The organism is Candidatus Poriferisodalis sp., assembly GCF_965203655.1.
Taxonomy (GTDB): Bacteria; Actinomycetota; Acidimicrobiia; order Acidimicrobiales; family Poriferisodalaceae; genus Poriferisodalis.
The window spans coordinates 424,415-442,268 of record NZ_CBDBDD010000008.1 but is presented as its reverse complement, the minus strand read 5'-3'; the positions used below and the strand labels follow the sequence as shown (position 1 = coordinate 442,268).

14 protein-coding genes are annotated in these 17,854 nt (G+C 68.9%); 7 read left to right on the top strand and 7 right to left on the bottom strand.

The window, feature by feature from the left end; translation table 11 throughout:
* The first annotated feature begins 43 nt into the window (after nt 1–43).
* From ACOGW9_RS10635 to ACOGW9_RS10625, 3 genes are all read left to right on the top strand, one after another.
* Entirely contained in the window at nt 44–916 is an 873-nt protein-coding gene (locus tag ACOGW9_RS10635; RefSeq protein WP_419911045.1) for an enoyl-CoA hydratase/isomerase family protein, read from the top strand.
* 39 nt (nt 917–955) lie between these two features.
* The gene (locus tag ACOGW9_RS10630; protein WP_419911043.1) at nt 956–2,260 is read left to right on the top strand and encodes an MFS transporter; all 1,305 of its coding nucleotides are present in this window, start codon (nt 956–958) and stop codon (nt 2,258–2,260) included.
* A gap of 67 nt (nt 2,261–2,327) precedes the next feature.
* The gene (locus tag ACOGW9_RS10625; RefSeq protein WP_419911040.1) at nt 2,328–3,572 is read left to right on the top strand and encodes a CaiB/BaiF CoA transferase family protein; all 1,245 of its coding nucleotides are present in this window, start codon (nt 2,328–2,330) and stop codon (nt 3,570–3,572) included.
* Nucleotides 3,573–3,733: 161 nt separating this feature from the next.
* Here the strand turns inward: ACOGW9_RS10625 and ACOGW9_RS10620 are convergent, their stop codons facing one another.
* The 4 genes from ACOGW9_RS10620 to pgsA all read right to left on the bottom strand — a co-directional run bounded on the left by ACOGW9_RS10620 (nt 3,734) and on the right by pgsA (nt 7,762).
* On the bottom strand, nt 3,734–4,585 hold the full coding sequence (locus ACOGW9_RS10620; RefSeq protein ID WP_419911038.1) for a TIGR03619 family F420-dependent LLM class oxidoreductase: 852 nt from the start codon (nt 4,583–4,585) through the stop codon (nt 3,734–3,736).
* Between the two features lie 49 nt (nt 4,586–4,634).
* Complete coding sequence (locus tag ACOGW9_RS10615) at nt 4,635–5,537, bottom strand: TIGR03560 family F420-dependent LLM class oxidoreductase (RefSeq protein WP_419911036.1); 903 nt, start codon at nt 5,535–5,537, stop codon at nt 4,635–4,637.
* 75 nt (nt 5,538–5,612) lie between these two features.
* Nucleotides 5,613–7,079, bottom strand: a complete 1,467-nt coding sequence (locus ACOGW9_RS10610; RefSeq protein WP_419911034.1) for a molybdopterin-binding protein — start codon at nt 7,077–7,079, stop codon at nt 5,613–5,615.
* Nucleotides 7,080–7,162: 83 nt separating this feature from the next.
* Complete coding sequence (pgsA, locus tag ACOGW9_RS10605; protein WP_419911032.1) at nt 7,163–7,762, bottom strand: CDP-diacylglycerol--glycerol-3-phosphate 3-phosphatidyltransferase; 600 nt, start codon at nt 7,760–7,762, stop codon at nt 7,163–7,165.
* A gap of 63 nt (nt 7,763–7,825) precedes the next feature.
* Between pgsA and ACOGW9_RS10600 the strand changes: the two genes are divergently transcribed.
* The 3 genes from ACOGW9_RS10600 (at nt 7,826) to ACOGW9_RS10590 (ending at nt 14,022) form a co-directional block, all read left to right on the top strand.
* Complete coding sequence (locus ACOGW9_RS10600; protein ID WP_419911030.1) at nt 7,826–10,240, top strand: heavy metal translocating P-type ATPase; 2,415 nt, start codon at nt 7,826–7,828, stop codon at nt 10,238–10,240.
* A gap of 33 nt (nt 10,241–10,273) precedes the next feature.
* A complete protein-coding gene (locus ACOGW9_RS10595) occupies nt 10,274–11,359 on the top strand; it encodes an aminotransferase class IV (RefSeq protein ID WP_419911028.1) in 1,086 nt (361 codons plus the stop codon).
* A gap of 116 nt (nt 11,360–11,475) precedes the next feature.
* Complete coding sequence (locus ACOGW9_RS10590; RefSeq protein WP_419911026.1) at nt 11,476–14,022, top strand: DNA polymerase; 2,547 nt, start codon at nt 11,476–11,478, stop codon at nt 14,020–14,022.
* A 12-nt stretch (nt 14,023–14,034) separates the two neighbouring features.
* Here the strand turns inward: ACOGW9_RS10590 and ACOGW9_RS10585 are convergent, their stop codons facing one another.
* On the bottom strand, nt 14,035–15,306 hold the full coding sequence (locus tag ACOGW9_RS10585; protein WP_419911024.1) for an MFS transporter: 1,272 nt from the start codon (nt 15,304–15,306) through the stop codon (nt 14,035–14,037).
* A 74-nt stretch (nt 15,307–15,380) separates the two neighbouring features.
* On the opposite strand from ACOGW9_RS10585, the gene ACOGW9_RS10580 reads away from it, so the two are divergent.
* Nucleotides 15,381–16,160: an SDR family NAD(P)-dependent oxidoreductase gene (locus tag ACOGW9_RS10580; RefSeq protein WP_419911022.1), complete on the top strand. Its 780-nt coding sequence runs from the start codon at nt 15,381–15,383 to the stop codon at nt 16,158–16,160.
* Nucleotides 16,161–16,189: 29 nt separating this feature from the next.
* On the opposite strand, the gene ACOGW9_RS10575 is transcribed toward ACOGW9_RS10580, so the two are convergent.
* Together ACOGW9_RS10575 and ACOGW9_RS10570 are read right to left on the bottom strand one after the other, a co-directional pair.
* Nucleotides 16,190–16,963 carry an alpha/beta fold hydrolase gene (locus tag ACOGW9_RS10575; protein ID WP_419911020.1) on the bottom strand — a complete coding sequence of 258 codons (774 nt, stop codon included), beginning with the start codon at nt 16,961–16,963 and terminating at the stop codon, nt 16,190–16,192.
* A gap of 24 nt (nt 16,964–16,987) precedes the next feature.
* The gene (locus ACOGW9_RS10570) at nt 16,988–17,842 is read right to left on the bottom strand and encodes an SMP-30/gluconolactonase/LRE family protein (protein WP_419911018.1); all 855 of its coding nucleotides are present in this window, start codon (nt 17,840–17,842) and stop codon (nt 16,988–16,990) included.
* Nucleotides 17,843–17,854 lie beyond the last annotated feature (12 nt).

Here is a 17,854-nt window from a genome sequence, read left to right as displayed (position 1 = left end):
GGTACACGAATGCACGTCACAGCTATGTGGCACGCTGCGCCCCATGAACTCCCCTGCTGAGAAATCCGCTGTGATGACCGATGACGACTTCGAGCTGCTGGTAATCGAGCGCGACGCAGGTGTCGTGTTCGCCACCATCGACGCTCCGCCCATCAACGTGATGACTCCGGCGCTGTTCCGCGAACTCGCCAAGTTCAGCGTTCACGTCGCCGATGACGACTCGGTGCGGGTGGTGGTGCTGCGCAGCGACAACCCCGACTTCTTCATCGCCCACTTCGACGTCACGGCGATCCTGGGCTACCCGACCGACGGTCCCGCCGAGCGACCCACCGAACACGTCGGGTTCCACGCCATGTGCGAGACGTACCGCACGATGCCCAAGGCCACCATCGTCGAGATCGGCGGGCGGGTCGGCGGCGGCGGCAGCGAGCTGTCAATGTCGTGCGACATGCGCTTCGGCGCGCTCGACCGCACGGTCATCAACCAGATGGAGGTGCCGATCGGCATCCTGCCCGGCGGCACCGGCACCCAGCGGCTCCCCCGTCTGGTCGGGCGCGGCCGCGCCATGGAGGTGATCCTCGGCGGCGTCGACATCGATGCGCGCACCGCCGAGCAGTGGGGCTACCTCAACCGGGCGCTGCCCGCCGACGAGCTGCGGCCGTTCGTCACCGAGCTGGCATACCGCATCGCGAAGTTCCCGCCCGAGGCCGTCGCCCTGGCCAAGCAAGCCGTCAACGCGGCCGACGAGCTCCCCCTCAACGAGGGGCTGTTCGAGGAGCGGTATCTCTTCCAGCGGCTCCTGCGCACACCCGAGGCGCAGCCCGCCATGGAGCAGTTCATCGAGTTGGGCGGGCAGACGCGCGACGGCGAGATGCGGGTCGGCGATCTCGTGGCCGAGATTCGCAGCGAAAGCTGAACGCTGTTGTGATGCCGACCGTCTGATGGCCCCCCGCTGATGGCACTGACCTCTGCGCCGCTCGCGAGCCGGCCCGAACTCATCGACTCGTGGCGCGCCTGGCTGGTGGCGGTCGGCGCCGGCCTGTCATGCGGCGTGGCCTTCGGCACCATCTACACGTTCGGCGCGTTCATAGAGTCGATGTCGGCCGAATTCGGGACCGGCCAGGGCGGCACCTCGGTGATGATCGGGATCGCCACGCTGCTGTTCTTCAGCACCGGGATCATCTCGGGCCCGCTGCTGCATCGGCTGGGGCCGCGGCCGTTGTTGGCGGTGGGCGGCACGATGTTCGTGGCCGGCTTGGTGCTGACCTCGGCGGTGTCGCAGATCTCGCACGGTTACGTGGTGTACGGCATCGGCTGCGGATTCGGCGCCGGGCTGTTCGTCTCGCCGTTGTTCGCGACAGCAGCATCGTGGTTTGTGCGGAACCGGGCTGTGTCTCAAGGGCTGGTCGCGACTGGACCCGGCCTGGGCACCATGTTCTTGGTACCGCTCGCCGAGCGCATGATTGAGATCTTGGGCTGGCGCGAGGCGTTCCGGTGGCTAGCCGTCATCGCAGCGGTCACCTTCGTCGTGTGCTTCGTGCTGGTGCGGCGCACGCCGATCGTCGCGACCGCTCATCCGCGCGAGCACGTTCGCCGCGTCTGCCGGACGAAGGCGTTCTGGCTGTTGACGATCGGCTCCGCGCTATTCGCCGTACCGGTGATCGGCTCGCTCGCTGCGATCATCCCGTTCGCTCGGTCGGTCGGCATCAGCGCCAGCGCGGCAGCATTGCTGCTGTCGGTCGTCGGCGGCGCGAGCATCGTCGGGCGCCTGCTGCTGACCAGTTTCGCTCGGGCCCTCGGGTCGGTGCGCTTGCTGACGATCTCCTTCGGGATGCTGCCGGTCGCGTACGTGATCTGGTTCTTCGCGTCCGATCGCTACTGGCAGATCGTGGTGTTCGCCGTGTTGCTGGGCGTCGGCTACGGCGGTTTCGTCGCTCTGCAGGGCGATGTCACGCCGCATCTGTTCGGCGTCGCAGGCATAGGGTCGGTGCTGGGCCGACTGTTCTTCTGCTACGGCATCGGCAGCATGGTGGGCCCGATCCTGATGCTCACCATGCAGGAACAAACCGGCGGGACGCTCGTGCCCATTGCCGTCGTGGCAGTGTTCGCCCTGGCGGGAACGCTGGTCATCTCGAGACTGACCCGCGACCCGGTGCCGCTCGAGCCTCCCGACGCGGCACCGGCGCCCCGGGTGCCCTCGCAGCTGTCCCCGCCCAGCGTCTGGATGCCGGTGCCGGCGAGCAGTGACATCGCCCGCTGAGAGCGGGCAGTGACACCGGCCGCTGAGGACGGGCAACGAACGCTGCGCGGCTCTATCGTCGTGCGCCGTGGAACGACCGCTCGAAGACGTACTCGTGCTGGATCTGACCCGCGCCGTGGCGGGGCCGATCACCGGTCGCCTGCTGGCGGATCTAGGCGCCCGCGTGGTGAAGATCGAGCCTCCTGATGCCGATCTCACCAGGTTCATCGTTCCCAACGTCGACGGGTTCTCGCCCTACTTCGCCCAGTTCAACGTCGGCAAGGAATGCATCTCGCTCGACTTGACCCAGCCCGCCGGCCGTGACGTGCTGCTGTCGATGGTCCCCAAGGCCGACATCGTGCTGGAGAACTACCGGCCGGGAGTGCTCGAGAAGCTGGGGCTGGGCTTCGATGTGCTCAGCGAGATCAACCCCGGCATCATCGTGGCGTCGGTGTCGGGCTGGGGCCACGGCAACAGTCGCAGCGACCGGGGAGCCTTCGCGTCGGTGCTGCACGCTGAAGCCGGAGTGACCGAGATGGTCTCCAGGCGCCGGGGCGGGGACGCCTACCGCAACGACCCGATGTCCCACGCCGACACCTACACCGGGCTGCACGCACTGGGCGCCGTGCTGGCAGCGATGCACATGCGTGTGCGGACCGGGCGTGGCCAGACCGTGGAGGTGTCGATGGCCGAGAGCACGCTCATGTGCAACGACCAGGCCGCGACCGACCTGACCGGCCAGGATCCGATGATCGGCTTCAAGGGCGGGCAGAACTGGGCCGCGGTGTACCCGCTGTCGAACGGCCGCCACGTCACCGTGACGCTCGACCTCACCGCCAACTTCGGCTTCAAGGTCATCGCGGCTGCGATGAACCGGCCAGACCTGCGCAAAGACCCGCGTTTCGCACGCATCGAGGACCGCGTCCTGCATCGCGACGAGATCGAAGCCATCTTCGGCGAGTGGGTGAGCCAATTCGACAGTGCCGAAGCAGTCGAGGCGGCGATCGGCGTGAAATCGGTCATGGCAGCAGAAGTACGCACGGTGGCCGAACTCGCCGCGACCGACTGGGCCGCCGAGCGCGGTGCATTCGTCGACATCGTGGGGGGCGAGACCGCGGCACCGATGACCGTTCCGCAGTCGCCGTGGCGCTTCAGGGCGGCTGAGTCCGGTGTCGTGCCGGGAGCCGTCGCCGGTGACCGGGGTCAGCACAATCGCGAAGTGCTGCGCGAACTCGCCGGCCTCGACGACGGGGCCATCGATGCGCTCGAAGACGAGGGCATCGTGTCAGCCGGCGAGGCAATCCGCCGCCCGAGCGCTCCTGGGCGCCGATAGGTAAAGGTTCGACTGCCGCACGCGCAAGACCCGGCCGCTCACCGTCCGGAGAGGAGCCGGGCCTACTTCCGCGGGCTACTGCCCTCGGCCTCGCCAGTCTCGCTCGACCCCTCGCCAGTTGCAAGGGGATTCGCCCCGATGCTCCCGAGACGGCGTGCCGCTCATGACAGCAGCGTGGTGCCGATGTGCTCGACGAAGGTGGCGATCTCGTCGACGGTTTGGCCATTCGGCAGCAGCACGAGCCGGTCCACGCCCATCTCGGCGAAGCGTTCGACCATCTCCGGTGTCGGGCGCACCCTAGGCGTGACCGTGATCTCGAGCCTGCCGAGCTCGGCAGGTCGCTCGTAGCGGGCGCCAGCCTCGGACAGCCCGTCAATGCAGCGCTGTGTGGCGTCGTAGTCGAGCGCGAACCCGTACCAGCCCTCGCTCATCGTGACCGATCGGCGGTAGGCGGGCGCCGTGTGGCCGCCCATCACCACCGGCGGACCCGGCTGCTGGATGGGTCGGGGCCGCGCCTGCACGTCTGCGAACTTCACGAAGTCGCCGTCGTAGGCCGGTTGGTCCATCGACCAGATGGCGCGCATGGCCTCGATGTACTCCTCAGTGCGGCGGGCACGGTCTTCCATCGGTATGCCCAGCGCCTCGAACTCCGGCACGAGATACCCCACGCCCACGCCGAACAGCAGCCGGCCGCCCGACAGCACGTCCACGCTGGCCAGCTCCTTGGCCAGCACCAGCGGGTTGCGCTGGGGGACGATGATGATGCCGGTGCCCAGCTTGATCTCGCTAGTGAGCGCGGCGACATACGCGAGCGCAACGGCGGGGTCGAGCATCGGGTGCAGCGGCGGCAGCGGCGAGGGCGGCGCCTGTGGATCGGGAAGCACCACGTGCTCCCCCGTCCACACCGACTCGAAGCCGGCTTGTTCCGCGGCTACGGCAATGCGTCCAGCGCCCTCGGCGCCGGCGGCATCGCCCAGCGCACCCATGTTGATCTGAAACAGACCGATCTTCATCTCGTTCTCCCGTCGTCGGAGTGTCGTGTGGTGTGGTGTTGCGTTGCCGTCAGCGGAAGTTGGGTGCTACCTCGTTGATGAACAGGTCCATGGAGTGCTTCTTGGCTTCCATGGGGCCGAAGGTGAAGTCGGGGATGATCAACTCGTCGACGCCCACCTGCCGGTACTGCTCAACGACCTCGCTGACCTCGTCGGGAGTGCCGACGATCGTGGCCCGGCCCAGGTCCATGGCACGGAAGCGGTCCAGCTTGGCCGAGTCCTCATTGATGAACAGCAGTGCGCACGCCGAGCGGCTGATCTCGGCGGGGTCGCGGCCGATCGCCTCGCAGTGCCCGTCCAGCACGCTGCACAGGTCCGCTATGTCATCGGGCATGCCCCAGTAATTCCATTCGGTGGCCCAGCGAGCAGTGGTCCGCAGCGTGCGCTTCCGACCGCCGCCGCCGATCAGCAGCGGGACCGGCGACTGCACCGGCTTGGGGTCGAGCGGCGCCCCGGCCAGCGTGTAGTGCTCGCCGTCGAAGTTCGTGCGTGTGTTCCCGAGCAGCGAGCTGATGATCTCGACGGCCTCGTCGAAGCGATCCATGCGGCTGCGCAGCGTGCCGAACTCGAATCCGTACGCCTCGTGCTCGTTCTCCTGCCACCCGGCGCCGATGCCCAGCACCACCCGGCCGCCCGACAGGTGGTCGATCGTGGTGGCGATCTTGGCGGTCAGCGCCGGGTTGCGGTAGGTGTTGCCGGCCACGAGCGGGCCGAGGCGCACCCGGGGCACGGCCACCGCGAGCGCCGCGAGCACCGACCACGCCTCGTGGACCGGCTGGTCCACGTTCTCCTCGTTGGGCATGAAGTGGTCGGCGAACCACAATCCGTCCCAGCCCGTGGCCTCGGCGTGCTGGCAGCACTCGATGACCGCCGAGGTCTCTTGGTCGTTCTTCGTCCAGAATCCGAAACGCATCGGGACAGCCTGCCAGTTCGCTGCGCATGCCGCGCCGGGCTCGTCGGCGAGATCCCGACGACGCCCGCGCAGCAGCTAGCGGCGGCCTTGGAGGATGAGGCGCAGCAGGTTGAGCGCGGAGATGGCGCTGTAGTCGGCGAGGCGTTCGCGGTCGCCGGGCAGGCGGATCTCGTCGGCCTTGTCGCGGTGAGCGATTGCGGGAATGTCGCCGCGCGCAGGCTGCGCCGAGATCGACACTGCCAGGAACGCCGTGCCGAAGGGATGCTCAGGAGTGGCGGCGGCACGGTCTTCGATCGCCGTGACGGCGAGGCCCACGCTGGCACCGGTGCGCAGGCGGGCCGCACGGGCGAGCGCCTCGGCGCCAGCGGCGGAGGCGAGTGGCGGCACGAGGTCATCGCCCAGCGGGGAGACCTCCGACGAGCCGGCGTGCAGCAGGTACTCCGTGAGGTGTTCTGACCGGGCCACGATGCCGCCCGCGAAGATGCCTGGGCCGGTCCCGCCGTCGGGCTGGTCGGTGTCGCCGGCAGGCGCCAGTCCGGGATCGCCGAGCTTGGCGCCGTCCGGCGCCTGGCCGGTGCGCATTGCCGCCTCTGCCGACGACAGCCGGTTGGCCATCCGGCCACCGGTGATGGTCTCGGCGACACCGAGTGTCAAGCCCAGCCGGCCGAGTTCAGCCAGCACCGCCGTCTCCATGTTGTCGTCGTCGTAGGCGAAGACCAGGTCGCCCAGCAGCGGTTCGAGCACTGCCTGCTCGGCCTCGATCAGGCGCCACGCTTCGGCCGAGTCAGCACCTTTCGCCGTGATCCGCACCTTGATGCCCTCGATGCCGCTGGCCAGGAACGCCAGCGTCGGGTTGCCTGCTTCGTCCAGCTCGTCGATGCGGCCCGCCAGCATCTCCGCGAGGCCCGATTCGCTCTGGCCCCACGTGCGCAGCACCCGGCTCTCGATGGTTGCGCTGACGCCGGCACGCCGCTGCAGGTCGCCCAGCACCGTGCCGTTCATCATCTCGCGCATCTCGTAGGGCACACCGGGCACGACGTATACGACGCGTTCGAGTACCTCGGCCCCGTCCAGCGGCTCGGCGCCGGGCGCGACTGCGCCGACGCCCTGCACCCAGCGGATGGGCGCCACCAGGCCGGGCGCGGTGCCGGGCTGCTGCGGGATCGGCGACGCCCCGACGGGCACCATGGCCTGGCGCAGGTTGTTCTCGGGCATCGGGCGGCTGCGGCTGGCGAACATCGCCCGGATCCGCTCGGCGATGCGCTCATCGAGCACCAGCTCGACGCCCATCACCGATGCCAGCACCTCGCGAGTGATGTCGTCCTGGGTGGGTCCCAGCCCGCCGCAGACAATGACGGCGTCGCTGCGGTCGAGCGCCAGCCGGAAGGCGTCCTCGATGCGATCCCAGTTGTCCCCCACCTTGGTCTGGTAGTGGCTGTCGATGCCGGCCAGGGCGAGCTGCTCGCCCATCCACGAGGAGTTCGTGTCGACAATCTGCCCGAGCAGCAGCTCGGTCCCCACGGCAACGATCTCGGTCTTCATCGGGGGTGAACCTAGTAGTGCGACTGGGGTCCCGGCCGAGAATCCGGCAGGCCCTGACGCCTCAGTGACACTTCAATGACGCCTCAGTCGCCCCGGTCGTCGCCGGGCTGGGGCGCAGCCGCGCCGCGAGCCGAGCGCAGATATGACCAGCCGGTCCACACGGTGAGAACCACCGCAACCCACAGCGTCAGCGTGGCCACCCAGTGGGCGTGTGTCGCGAGCGATGGCATGACCGCGAAACCGATCGCCCACAGCTGCACGAACGTCTTCCATTTCGCGAGCTGGGTGGCAGGCACCGAGATGCCCTTGCGCCCGGCACGCGACCGGTAGGCGCTGATCGCCAGCTCACGTACCGCAATGACAATGACGGGCACCGCATGGAACTGCCCGTTCCACGCCAGCGCGGCGAGCCCGCCGAGCACGAGCACCTTGTCGGCGAGCGGGTCCAAGAAGGCGCCCGCCCGGGTCGCTCCGTGCCGGCGCGCCAGCAGACCATCGAGATAGTCGGTCATCGCGATGGCGAAGCCGGTCCAGAATGTGGCCCAGCGGGGCCCCCACGCTGCGATCATCCAGATGAACACCGGCGACGCCGCGATGCGGGCAACGGTGACGAGATTGGCAGGCGTCGCGAGCGCTGTCGGCCCGAACGTCGGGGGCGTGTCCTGCTCCTCCGGCACCCCCATCCATGGGGAGGCTACGCGGGCCCGCCGGGGCGGGACGGTCATCGTTCTCATTACGCTGCGCCCATGAGCCGCGCTGCGGCAGTCGGCGACGACGTCGACGCATCATCTCCCCTCGAATTGGAGCTGCCCATTGAGGGCATGACCTGCACGAACTGCGCGCACCGCATCGAGCAGGAGCTGAATTCACAGGCCGGGGTGACCGAGGCCACAGTGAGCTTCGCCACCCGGCGGGCGCGGATCCTGGGCTTTGAGGACACGCCGGGCAAGCTCGCGAGCCGTGCCGCGGCGACCGTGGGGTCGCTGGGCTACTCGGTGCCCCCGGCCGGGCTGGCCAGACTGACCCGACAGACCGGACTGGCTGCTGAATCATCCGGTGCGGCGACGACACAGCAGCGGTCGGAGGGCGCAGAGGCCGACGCAGCGGCAGATGCCGGCGGGAGCACGGCCGGTGATCTCACGCTGGCATGGCACGACTGGCCGCTGACGGCCGTGCTGGCGGTGGGCTGCTGGCTGGTCTCGATGATCGATGCGTTGCAGTTCGCGGGCTGGCGGTTCGCTGTCGGCGCCGCCGCTTCGATCGCCCTGTGGTGGGGCGGACGCCGGGTGCTGAACAACGCTTGGAGTGCCGCGCGCCACCGCAGCACCACCATGGACACCCTGATCTCGCTCGGCGCGCTGACGGCGTGGACGTGGTCGGCGGTGCGGTTGGTGTCTGGCAGCAGTTCGCACTTGTACTTCGACGCAGCAGCGGTGATCCTCGCCTTCGTCACGCTGGGCCGCTGGCTGGAAGACCGGGCGATGAGGCGCACCGGCGATGCCGTGCGAGCGCTGGCAGAACTGACAGTTCCCAGCGTCCGTCTTGTCGACGGGACCGAGATCGACGCCGCCGAACTGGCCGTTGGGATGCAGTTCGTGGTCCGGCCCGGCGAGCGCATCGCCACCGACGGCGTCGTGGCTGAGGGCATCTCAACGGTTGACGTCTCGATGATGACCGGTGAGCCCGTGCCCGTCGACGTGACACCGGGTGATGAGGTTGTCGGCGGCACGCAGAACGGCAACGGCGCGCTGGTCGTACGCGCGACGGCCGTCGGCGCCGACACCGCTCTCGCGCGCATCACCGAGCTGACCCGGCGAGCGCAAGATTCACGTGCGGATGTGGGGCGCCTGGCTGACCGGGTGTCTGCTGTCTTCGTCCCGATCGCAGTGAGCGTTGCCCTGGTGACGTTTGTGGCCTGGCTCGCGGTCGGCGGACTCGGGAGCGGCGATGGTTCGACACTCGAGACGTTCGGCGATGCGGTCACCGCCGCTGTCGCCGTGCTGGTCATCTCGTGCCCGTGCGCGCTCGGTCTCGCGACGCCGGTGGCGCTGGCCGTGGGCGTCGGACGCGCCGCGCAGCTCGGTGCGCTGGTTCGTGGCGCGGGTGTCTTCGAGGACAGCCGTCACGTCGACGCGGTTGTCTTCGACAAGACCGGCACCGTCACCACAGGACAGATGACGGTGACCTCGGTCGCTGCGCCCGCCTGGCGCGGTCCCGACACCGATGGCACGGCTGCATTGCTGGAGCTCGCGGCATGTGCCGAATCGGCGTCCGAGCACCCGATCGGGCGGGCCATCGCAGCGGCTCCGGCCGCGTCCGGCGAGCACGCACCGATGCTGGCCGGCGCAGAGGCCGTTCCGGGCCTGGGCATCCGGGCGTCGGTTCGCGTGCCGGCGAGTACTGGCGTTGCCGACGCACGCCACGGCAACGCTGAGGCTGCCGTCGAGTCCGATGCCATGACCGAGGTCTGCGTGGGCAAGCGGGCGCTGTTCGCATCTGTTCCCGATGCGGTCGACGAACTGGCCAGCGAGGCCGAGGCCGGCGGAGCGACGGCCGTGCTGGTCGGCCGTGACGGCGACGCCGAGGGGGTCATCGTGCTCACCGACGGCATCGAGCCGACCGCGGCTGCGGCGGTCGCGGCGCTGCGCACGGCCGGCATCGGGCCGCACTTGCTGACCGGCGACAACGAACGCACTGCGCTCGCGGTCGCCGCCGAGATCGGCATCGACAACGTCACCGCGGGGGTGCTGCCCGCGGACAAGGCAGCAGCAATTGCGCGCCTGCAGGCGGACGGGGCTCGTGTGGCGATGGTGGGCGACGGCATCAACGACGCGGCTGCGCTGGCCACCGCAGACGTCGGCATCGCCGCGGCAGCGGGCACCGACATCGCCCGGTCGGCGGCCGACATCACGCTGCTCAGCCGTGACCTGCGGCTGGTGCCCGCCACCCTGACGCTCTCGCGGCGGGTCCTGCGCACGATCCAAGGCAACCTCTTCTGGGCCTTCGCCTACAACGTGGCAGCGATCCCGCTGGCGGCAACCGGGGTGCTGGATCCGATGGTGGCAGCAGGAGCGATGGCCGCATCGTCGCTGTTCGTCGTGGGCAACTCCCTGCGCCTGCGCCGTTTCGCCGCCGGCGCTCCCGAGCCGAGGGCTTCCTGAGCCAGGCGACCCGGCCCACGTATCATCGACGACGTGGCGCTGCGGACGGCTTCAATCGCCAATGAGCAGGGCGGCGGCAGCGCCGACGTATCGGGTGAACCTCCGGACGGCCTGCGCCCCGCCCAGCGGATCCTCAGCCCGGCCGAAGCCTTCGAGCGGATGACGGCCCGCCGCAGGGGCAAGCGCGGCTGCTACGCCATGTTCAGCTCGTACCTCGGCGGCGTCGTGACCGATCCGGAGGTCATGACGGTGCCCCTCGACGACCACATGGTGCACCGGGGCCACGGCGTCTTCGACACCTGCTCGCTGGTGAACGGGCGCCTGTACCGGCTGGGCATCCACATCGACCGGCTGCTCGCCAGCGCGTCGGGAGCACGCCTCCAGATCCCATGGACCCGTGACGAGCTCATCCAGATGGTGGCCGACACGGCGGCCGCGTCGGGCGCCCGCAACGGCATCGTGCGGTACTGGCTGACGGCGGGCCCGGGAGGATTCTCGTTCATGCCTGCCGAGTGCGAGGAGCCGTGCTTCTACTGCGTCGTGCTCGACCCGATGAGCTTCGGCTCGGGCGGCTTCGATCCGATGCGGGATGGCTTCCGCGAAGCAACGGTGCGCGAGACGCCCCAAAAGCCCCCGTTGCTGGCCCAGATCAAGTCGAATAACTACCTGCTGAACGTCCTGACCCACCTCGAGGCTGCGGACGGGGGCGGCACTTTCGGCATCATCGTCGACGATGACGGCTTCATCGCAGAAGCGTGCGTGCTGAACATCTGCAGCATCAGCACCGACGGCGTGTTCGTCACTCCCCCGTTCGAGGGCATCCTGCACGGCACCACCATGCGCCGCCTGCTCGAGCTGGCCCGCGGACCGCTGTGCGACGAGGGCCTGCTGCGTGACGTGCAGCAGCGGCCGCTTCGGGCAGACGAGGCGCGAGCGGGCGCTGAGCTCATCATGTCCGGCGGCGACACCCACGTCTTCCCGGTCGTGGAGTGGGACAGCGCCCCGATCGGCAACGGCACGGTCGGCCCGGTGGCGAAGCGCCTGCACGATCTCATCACCTCCGAGACCGAGGCGGGCGACGGCTCACCCGACGACTTCATCGAAGTCCGCTACTCGTGAGGTGCACCCGGCGCTGAGCCGGTCGCCGGGCGCGATCGGCGGGCCGACATCGCGACCGTTCTGAGCGTCGTGGGCGCTGTCCGGTGGCTGTGACAGGGCCGTCGTAGGGTGCGCTCGTGAACGTCGTCAGCGATCACGCCGGCACCTGGACTGATACCCGCCGGCTCGATCCGCGTCCTGACGCGACACGAGACCCGGCCCAGGTGCCTCTCACGGTCGTCTACCCCGATGATCTCGGCGATCTGGTCGATGCCCTTGCCGCGTCAGAGGCCCGAGCGGTGGACACCGAGACGGTCTACGAACCGCGCGAGGCCGCCACGCGCGGCAAAGTCCCCAAGCTGCGGGTGATCTCGGCGGCAACCCGCGGAGCGGACGGCACGGAGCGCGCTTGGGTGATCGACGTCGCTCGGCATGACCTGTGCGAGCTGGCCACCGCGCTCGTCGACGGCCTTGTGGCACGCGATCTGGCATCCGACGCTTGGAACGCCACTTTCGACGACCAGGTGATCGACACCCATCTCATCTACCCGGCCCGTGACGCTGGTGCGTCGGTCCGATCGTTGCGCTGGTGGGATGCCCAGCTCGCCGATGCCCTGCTGCATCAGGGCTTGACGGGGTTCAGCTTCTTCCATGGGCTGGCGTGGGCGGCCGAGCGCTACCTGGGATTGCGTGTCGAGGGCAAGGCCACCACGCAGCTCTCCTATTCCGCTGACGGGACGCTCAGCGACACCCAGGTGGCCTATGCAGCAGCCGACGCGGTGGAGACCCTGTGGGTGTCGACGGTGCTGCGCGAGCGTCTGGCCGAGGCGGGCCTGGAGGGGGTGTGCCGGCTCGAGCAGGATGCCCGGCCATTCCTGGATCGCATGGAGCGCGCCGGGCTGCCCTTTGACGCAGACGGTTGGGAAGCCGAACTGGCCGAGTTGGCGGAACGGCGAACCGACGTGCTCACTCATCTGGCCGAGCTGACCGGCGGCGGCCAAGGCGACCTCTTCGGCGGCGGCCTCGAGCCCAGCTGGAACCCCGACAGCGAGCAGCAGGCACGTGGCGTGCTGAACCGTTTCGCGGCCGACGAAGTGGAGGCATGGACGACCAAGACCGACGGTCTCGCCCGGCCGCTAGTGCCGACTGATTCGCTCGGCGCATCGGTGCTGGCGGGTATAGGCGGCGAACTCTGCGATGCGCTGCTGGCCTATCGCGACCTGTCAAAGACCTTGAGCACGTATGGGCACACGATGGCCGAGCACCTGTGGTCCGATGGCCGGCTGCACCCCGAGTACCTGCAAGTCGTCGGCACCAACACCGGCCGGCTGGCCAGCCGCAACCCGAATGCGCAGAACTTCACGCCACGGCTGAAGCCCTACATGAAGCCCCCGCCAGGTCGGGTGTTCGTGTATTCCGACCTGAGCCAGGCCGAGCTGCGCTTCGCCACCCAGCTCGCCGGCGACGAGGGCCTGCGAGCGGCGTTCGAGCAGGGTCTCGACATCCATACCGCCACCGCCGAGCGGATGTTCGGCGTGCAGCTCGACGGGCCTGCGGGATTGGCAGCACTCGACCGTCCGCGCTACGAGGAGTTCCGCACCAAGGCCAAGCGCATCAACTTCGGGATCCTGTATGGCCAGCGGGGTGCCGGACTGTCACGGGGACTGACTGATGCGGGCGTGCCCACGAGCCGGGCGGAAGCGGACGAGCTCATCGAGGCTTACCTCGAGGCCTACCCCGGCATCGCTGCGTGGGTTGACGAGCGCGACCGCTTCATCGGGCACTTCGCCGCGACCGAACTCGATGCCGACTGGCAGCTCACGCTGAGGCTCGGGCAGCTGTGGCCGCGCACTGACGAAGCACGGCGGGCGCTGAGGAACCAGCAGCGGCGGCATCACAGCGCGGAAGAGGTGCACGACGCCGTCCTCGCCAGCAGCAGCACTGCGGCCATCGACTCTGGGCAGCTGCGGGGTGGTGGCGGCACTGCGATCGGCGACATCGATGTGGCCGAAGTGGCGTGGGCGCTGTCGTTCTCCGCGCCGGTGGTGGTGCGATCTGACGGTTCGCCGCTGTCGTTCAGCTCCCGCACACCCGTCGGCCGCCGCCAGCGGTTCACCTTCTCGGTCGACTGGGTGCTGGGTGAAGCCGCTGCGGTGGTCGGCTGCTCGACAAAGCCCCGTCCCGCTGCGGTCTGGCAACGGGTGCTGCAGCGATTCGAGCTTGCGCCCCCGGACCCTGCGACCGCGGGGACGCTGCGCCCAGCGGTCGAGAAGCTGCTCGAGCAACGGCACCTGCGGCGTGCGGTGGTCGACGAGGTCGGCGCCTCGATGGGTGCAGACGACCAGCAGTTCCTGCTGCAGCGTGCCCTGCACACTCGCGTCGGTCAGATGGCCAACGCCTACCGCAACGCACCCGTCCAGGGCGGTGTTGCAGATGTGATGCTCGACGCCTACGGCCGGTTGGCGAGGGTGCTGGCGCGGTATCCGTCGGCTGCTGCGGTGCAGACCGTCCACGACAGTGTGGTCATCGAGTGCGACGAGTCCGACGCCCGTGCTCTGGCCGTCGAGGTCAAGCAGGCGCTCGAGGACGCAATGTCACGCTGGTGCCCCGACGTTCCCACCCGGGCCGACACCGACCTGCGCACGAGCCTGTCGGAGACCTCGATCGTCGAACAGATCGGCTGAGAGCGCCGGCGCCTACGGCGAACCGGTCGGCTGGGGCAGCCGGCGGTCACTCAGGGCGGCCATCGAGTAGACGACCATGCTGAGCGTGACGGCAATTCCCATGGTCAGGAACATGGCCCGCACGCCAGCCCATTCCGCCAGCACGCCCAGCGGCGCGGCGGCAATGGCGAATGCCGCGAACGGCAGCTGCACCAGCGATTGAACGCGCCCCTGGTAGGCCTCGTCGGTGGCCCGCATGACGATGGTCTGGATGAGCGAGATGAACCCGGTCGACGCCCCGCCGACGACTGCGGTGATTGCTAACGCCCAGATGTAGGTCGGGGCCCAGCTCAGGATGATCACCGAGGCACCGAAGGCATACCCCAAACCGATGAGAATGGTGCCAGCGGCAGGCGAGTCGGCACGCGAGGCGAGAACGATCGACGCAGCAACCGCACCAATCGACGACGCCCCGGAAATGAACCCGACCTGCCGGTCGCCGAGGCCGAAGACACCCTCGACCAGCGCGGGCTGGAAGGCGATATAGCTGAAGCCGAACATGATCACGACGATCGACGTGAGGATCGGCCGCCGAAGCTCGGGACGGCTCATCGCGTAGCGAATTCCCTGGCGGATCTCGGCCAGAGGATTGCCGACAGCGAGACGAGCCAGACGGGCGGTACCAGCCGGCGAAACCTCCCGCGTGCTCGTCTCCGGCAAGGGCAGCAGCAGCACGTAGCTCAGCGTCGCGATGGCCGCGGAGACGAAGTACGCCCCGGCGAGACCGAACAGCGCCCACCCTGCCAGCAACCCGGCGCCGGTCGGGGCGATGACCCGGCTGCCGCTGAGCGACAGCGACGAGAGCGTGATCGCGTTGCCCAGCCGCTCGCGCCCCACCAGCTCAGTCGTCATTGAGATGCGAGCCGGTCCGATGAGGCCGAACATCAGGCCCTGCAGCGCGCTCGACACGAGCAGCATCCAGAAGTGGATGACGCCGGTCGCCAGCGCCACACCCATGCCGATCGAGCCGAGCAGCAGCACGAGCTGCCCAAACAGCATGAGCCGCCGCTTGGAAAGTCGATCCGCTGCCACGCCCCCGAACAGGGTCGACACGCCTAGCGCCAGGCCGAACGCGAAGAACACTATGCCCAGTGCCCCTTCGCTCTCGGTGAGGTCCCAGGCCAGCAGCGCACGCAGCAGGAACTGCATCTGGATGCTCATGAACGAGAACACCCCGCTCAGCCATAGAAGCCGGAACCCGGGGACCCCCAGCGCGGCGAATGTCGCAACCCGCTCGCTCTTCATCGCGGTGGACCCTCCGACATGCCGAATGCCGACGCTAGCTTCGATCCGGCGCAAACGACTTGGAGGACTGCAACATGCCGCGTCTCGATCTCACCGGAGCTTCAGCCATCGTGACCGGCGGAGCGTCGGGCATCGGCGAGGCCAGCGCCCGCCAGCTTGCCGACGCAGGCGCCCACGTCGTCATCGCCGACCTGCAGGACGACCTCGGCACTGAGGTGGCCTCGTCGGTCGGCGGTCTGTTCGTGCGATGCAACGTCACCGACATCGACGACGCCCGCGATGCGGTGGATGCCGCATCGGAGATGGGGCCGCTTCGTGCGCTGGTCAACTCGGCCGGGCTGGGCCGTGCCGGCCGCACTATCGATCGCAACAACGTGCCGATGGATCTCGAACAGTTCCGGTTCGTGATCAACGTGAACCTGATCGGTTCGTTCAACATGCTCGCCCAGGCAGCGTCGGCGATGGCCAAGACCGACCCTGTCGACGAGGACGGATCCCGGGGAGCCGTGGTCAACATGGCCTCGGTCGCGGCGTTCGACGGTCAGATCGGCCAGGCGGCGTACTCGGCCTCCAAGGGCGGCGTCGTGGGCATGACCCTGCCCGTCGCCCGGGACCTGTCCGCCACCGGCATCCGTGTCAACACGATCGCCCCGGGCCTGATCGACACGCCGATCTACGGCGAGGGCGAGCAGTCAGATCAGTTCAAGGCGCACCTGGGTCAGAGCGTGCTGTTCCCCAAACGTCTGGGCTACGGCGAGGAGCTGGCCTTCATGGTGATGGAGTGCATCACCAACCCCTACATGAACGGCGAGGTCATCCGGGTCGACGGCGGCATCCGGATGCCCCCGCGCTGATCGGCGCCTCGCGCCGAATTCTCAACCCGTCAGGTGCTCGGCAGGAAGTCGGCGATGACGTCGTTGAATGCGTCGGGCTGCTCCTGGTTGGCGAGGTGGCCGGCATCGGCGATCTCCACGTAGCGGGCACCGGGGATTCCCTCGGCGAGCCGCTGCGAGGTGCGGGGCGGGGTGACCTCGTCGTGTTCGCCCACGACCACCAGCGTCGGCGCAGCGATGCTCCCGAGATCTGGGTAGTGGTTCGACTCCGCCATCGAGTCGCAGGCCCACTGGTAGCAGGGCATGCGGATCGACGGGACCATCATTTCGGCGACGTGGGCTCGCAGTTCGTCGGAGGCGTCAGGGCTCACCAGCCGTTGCGCCCGGGCCGCGGCGAATCCCTCGGGTCCGAGGTCGACGAAGTCCACGGCGCGCGCCCGCATGGCCTCCGCCTGCTCGGGCTTGGTGCCGGCCCCGGCACTGGAGTCGGCCAGCACGAGCGCCGAGACCAGCTCGGGGTGTCGCAGCACCAGCCGAGTGGCGGTGACGCCGCCCCACGAGACCCCCAGCACCGCGACCGGGCCGTCTGATTCGGCCGTGATCAGCGACGCTGCCGCATCAGCCCAGCCGTCGATGCCCGGGGCATCGGCAGGGTCGGCCGAATAGCGGTATCCGGGTGCGTCCCACGCCACCAGCCGCATCCCCAGCCGCTCGGCGAGCGGGCGCTGACCCAGAAAGGCATCTGCGCACGAGCCGATGCCGTGCAAGCACAACAGCACCGGTGCGTCATGCGCACCGTAGGACCAGCGGAAGAAGGGGTTCATTGGACTGGGCTCATCGGACGGGGCTCACCGGCCCGAGCGCACCCGAGCCAGCGGGGTCGGGACGCCGGCAACGGGGGCGCGAGTGCGGAAGATGCAGCCGCCGCCGGAGGTGCCGCCGCCGTCCGACGGCCCGCCGGTCACGATGTAGAGATCACGCATGTCGGCGCCGCCGAAGCAGACGCTGGTGACGAACTGGTCGGGAACCGGAACGGCGAGATCGGGCTCGCCGTCGGGTGTGTAGCGCTGCACGCGTGCGCCTTCGGCCAGCGCGACCCACACGCCTCCCTCGACGTCTACGGCCAGGCCGTCGGGCACCTTGCCCTCCCGCACAAACTCCCGGCGGTTGGTCACCGCATCGCCGTCCACATCGGACACCCAAACCCTGCCCGGCATGCTGTCGGAGTGGTACAGCCGCGACCCGTCAGGCGAGAAACCGATGCCATTGGTGAGTTGCACGTCGCCATAGACCTCATCGGCTGTGCCGTCAAGGTTGATGCGGTACAGCTCGCCGGCCTCATCGGGTGCCGACAGATCGAACGGGTTGCGCCGCAGCGAGCCAACATAAACGCGCCCCAACGAATCAGTGTGCATGTCGTTGAACCCGGCGACGTCGGGAGCGAACAGCACCTCCGAGCCGGCGTCGGTGACGTGCTGGATGTTGCGCCCGCTCACCACGACCCCGCCGTCGGCGTGCAGCACCATGCCGCCCACTCCCCGGCGCTTGGGGACCACGATCTCGATCTCGCCGTCGGGCCTCCGACGGCGCACGCCGCCGTTGGGCACGTCAGAGAAATAGAAGTTGTCGTGCTCGTCCACCCGGGGACCCTCGATGAGGCCCCACCCCGAACTCAGCAGCTCCAATTCGAAATCAGCGCTCATCGACGTCTCCCC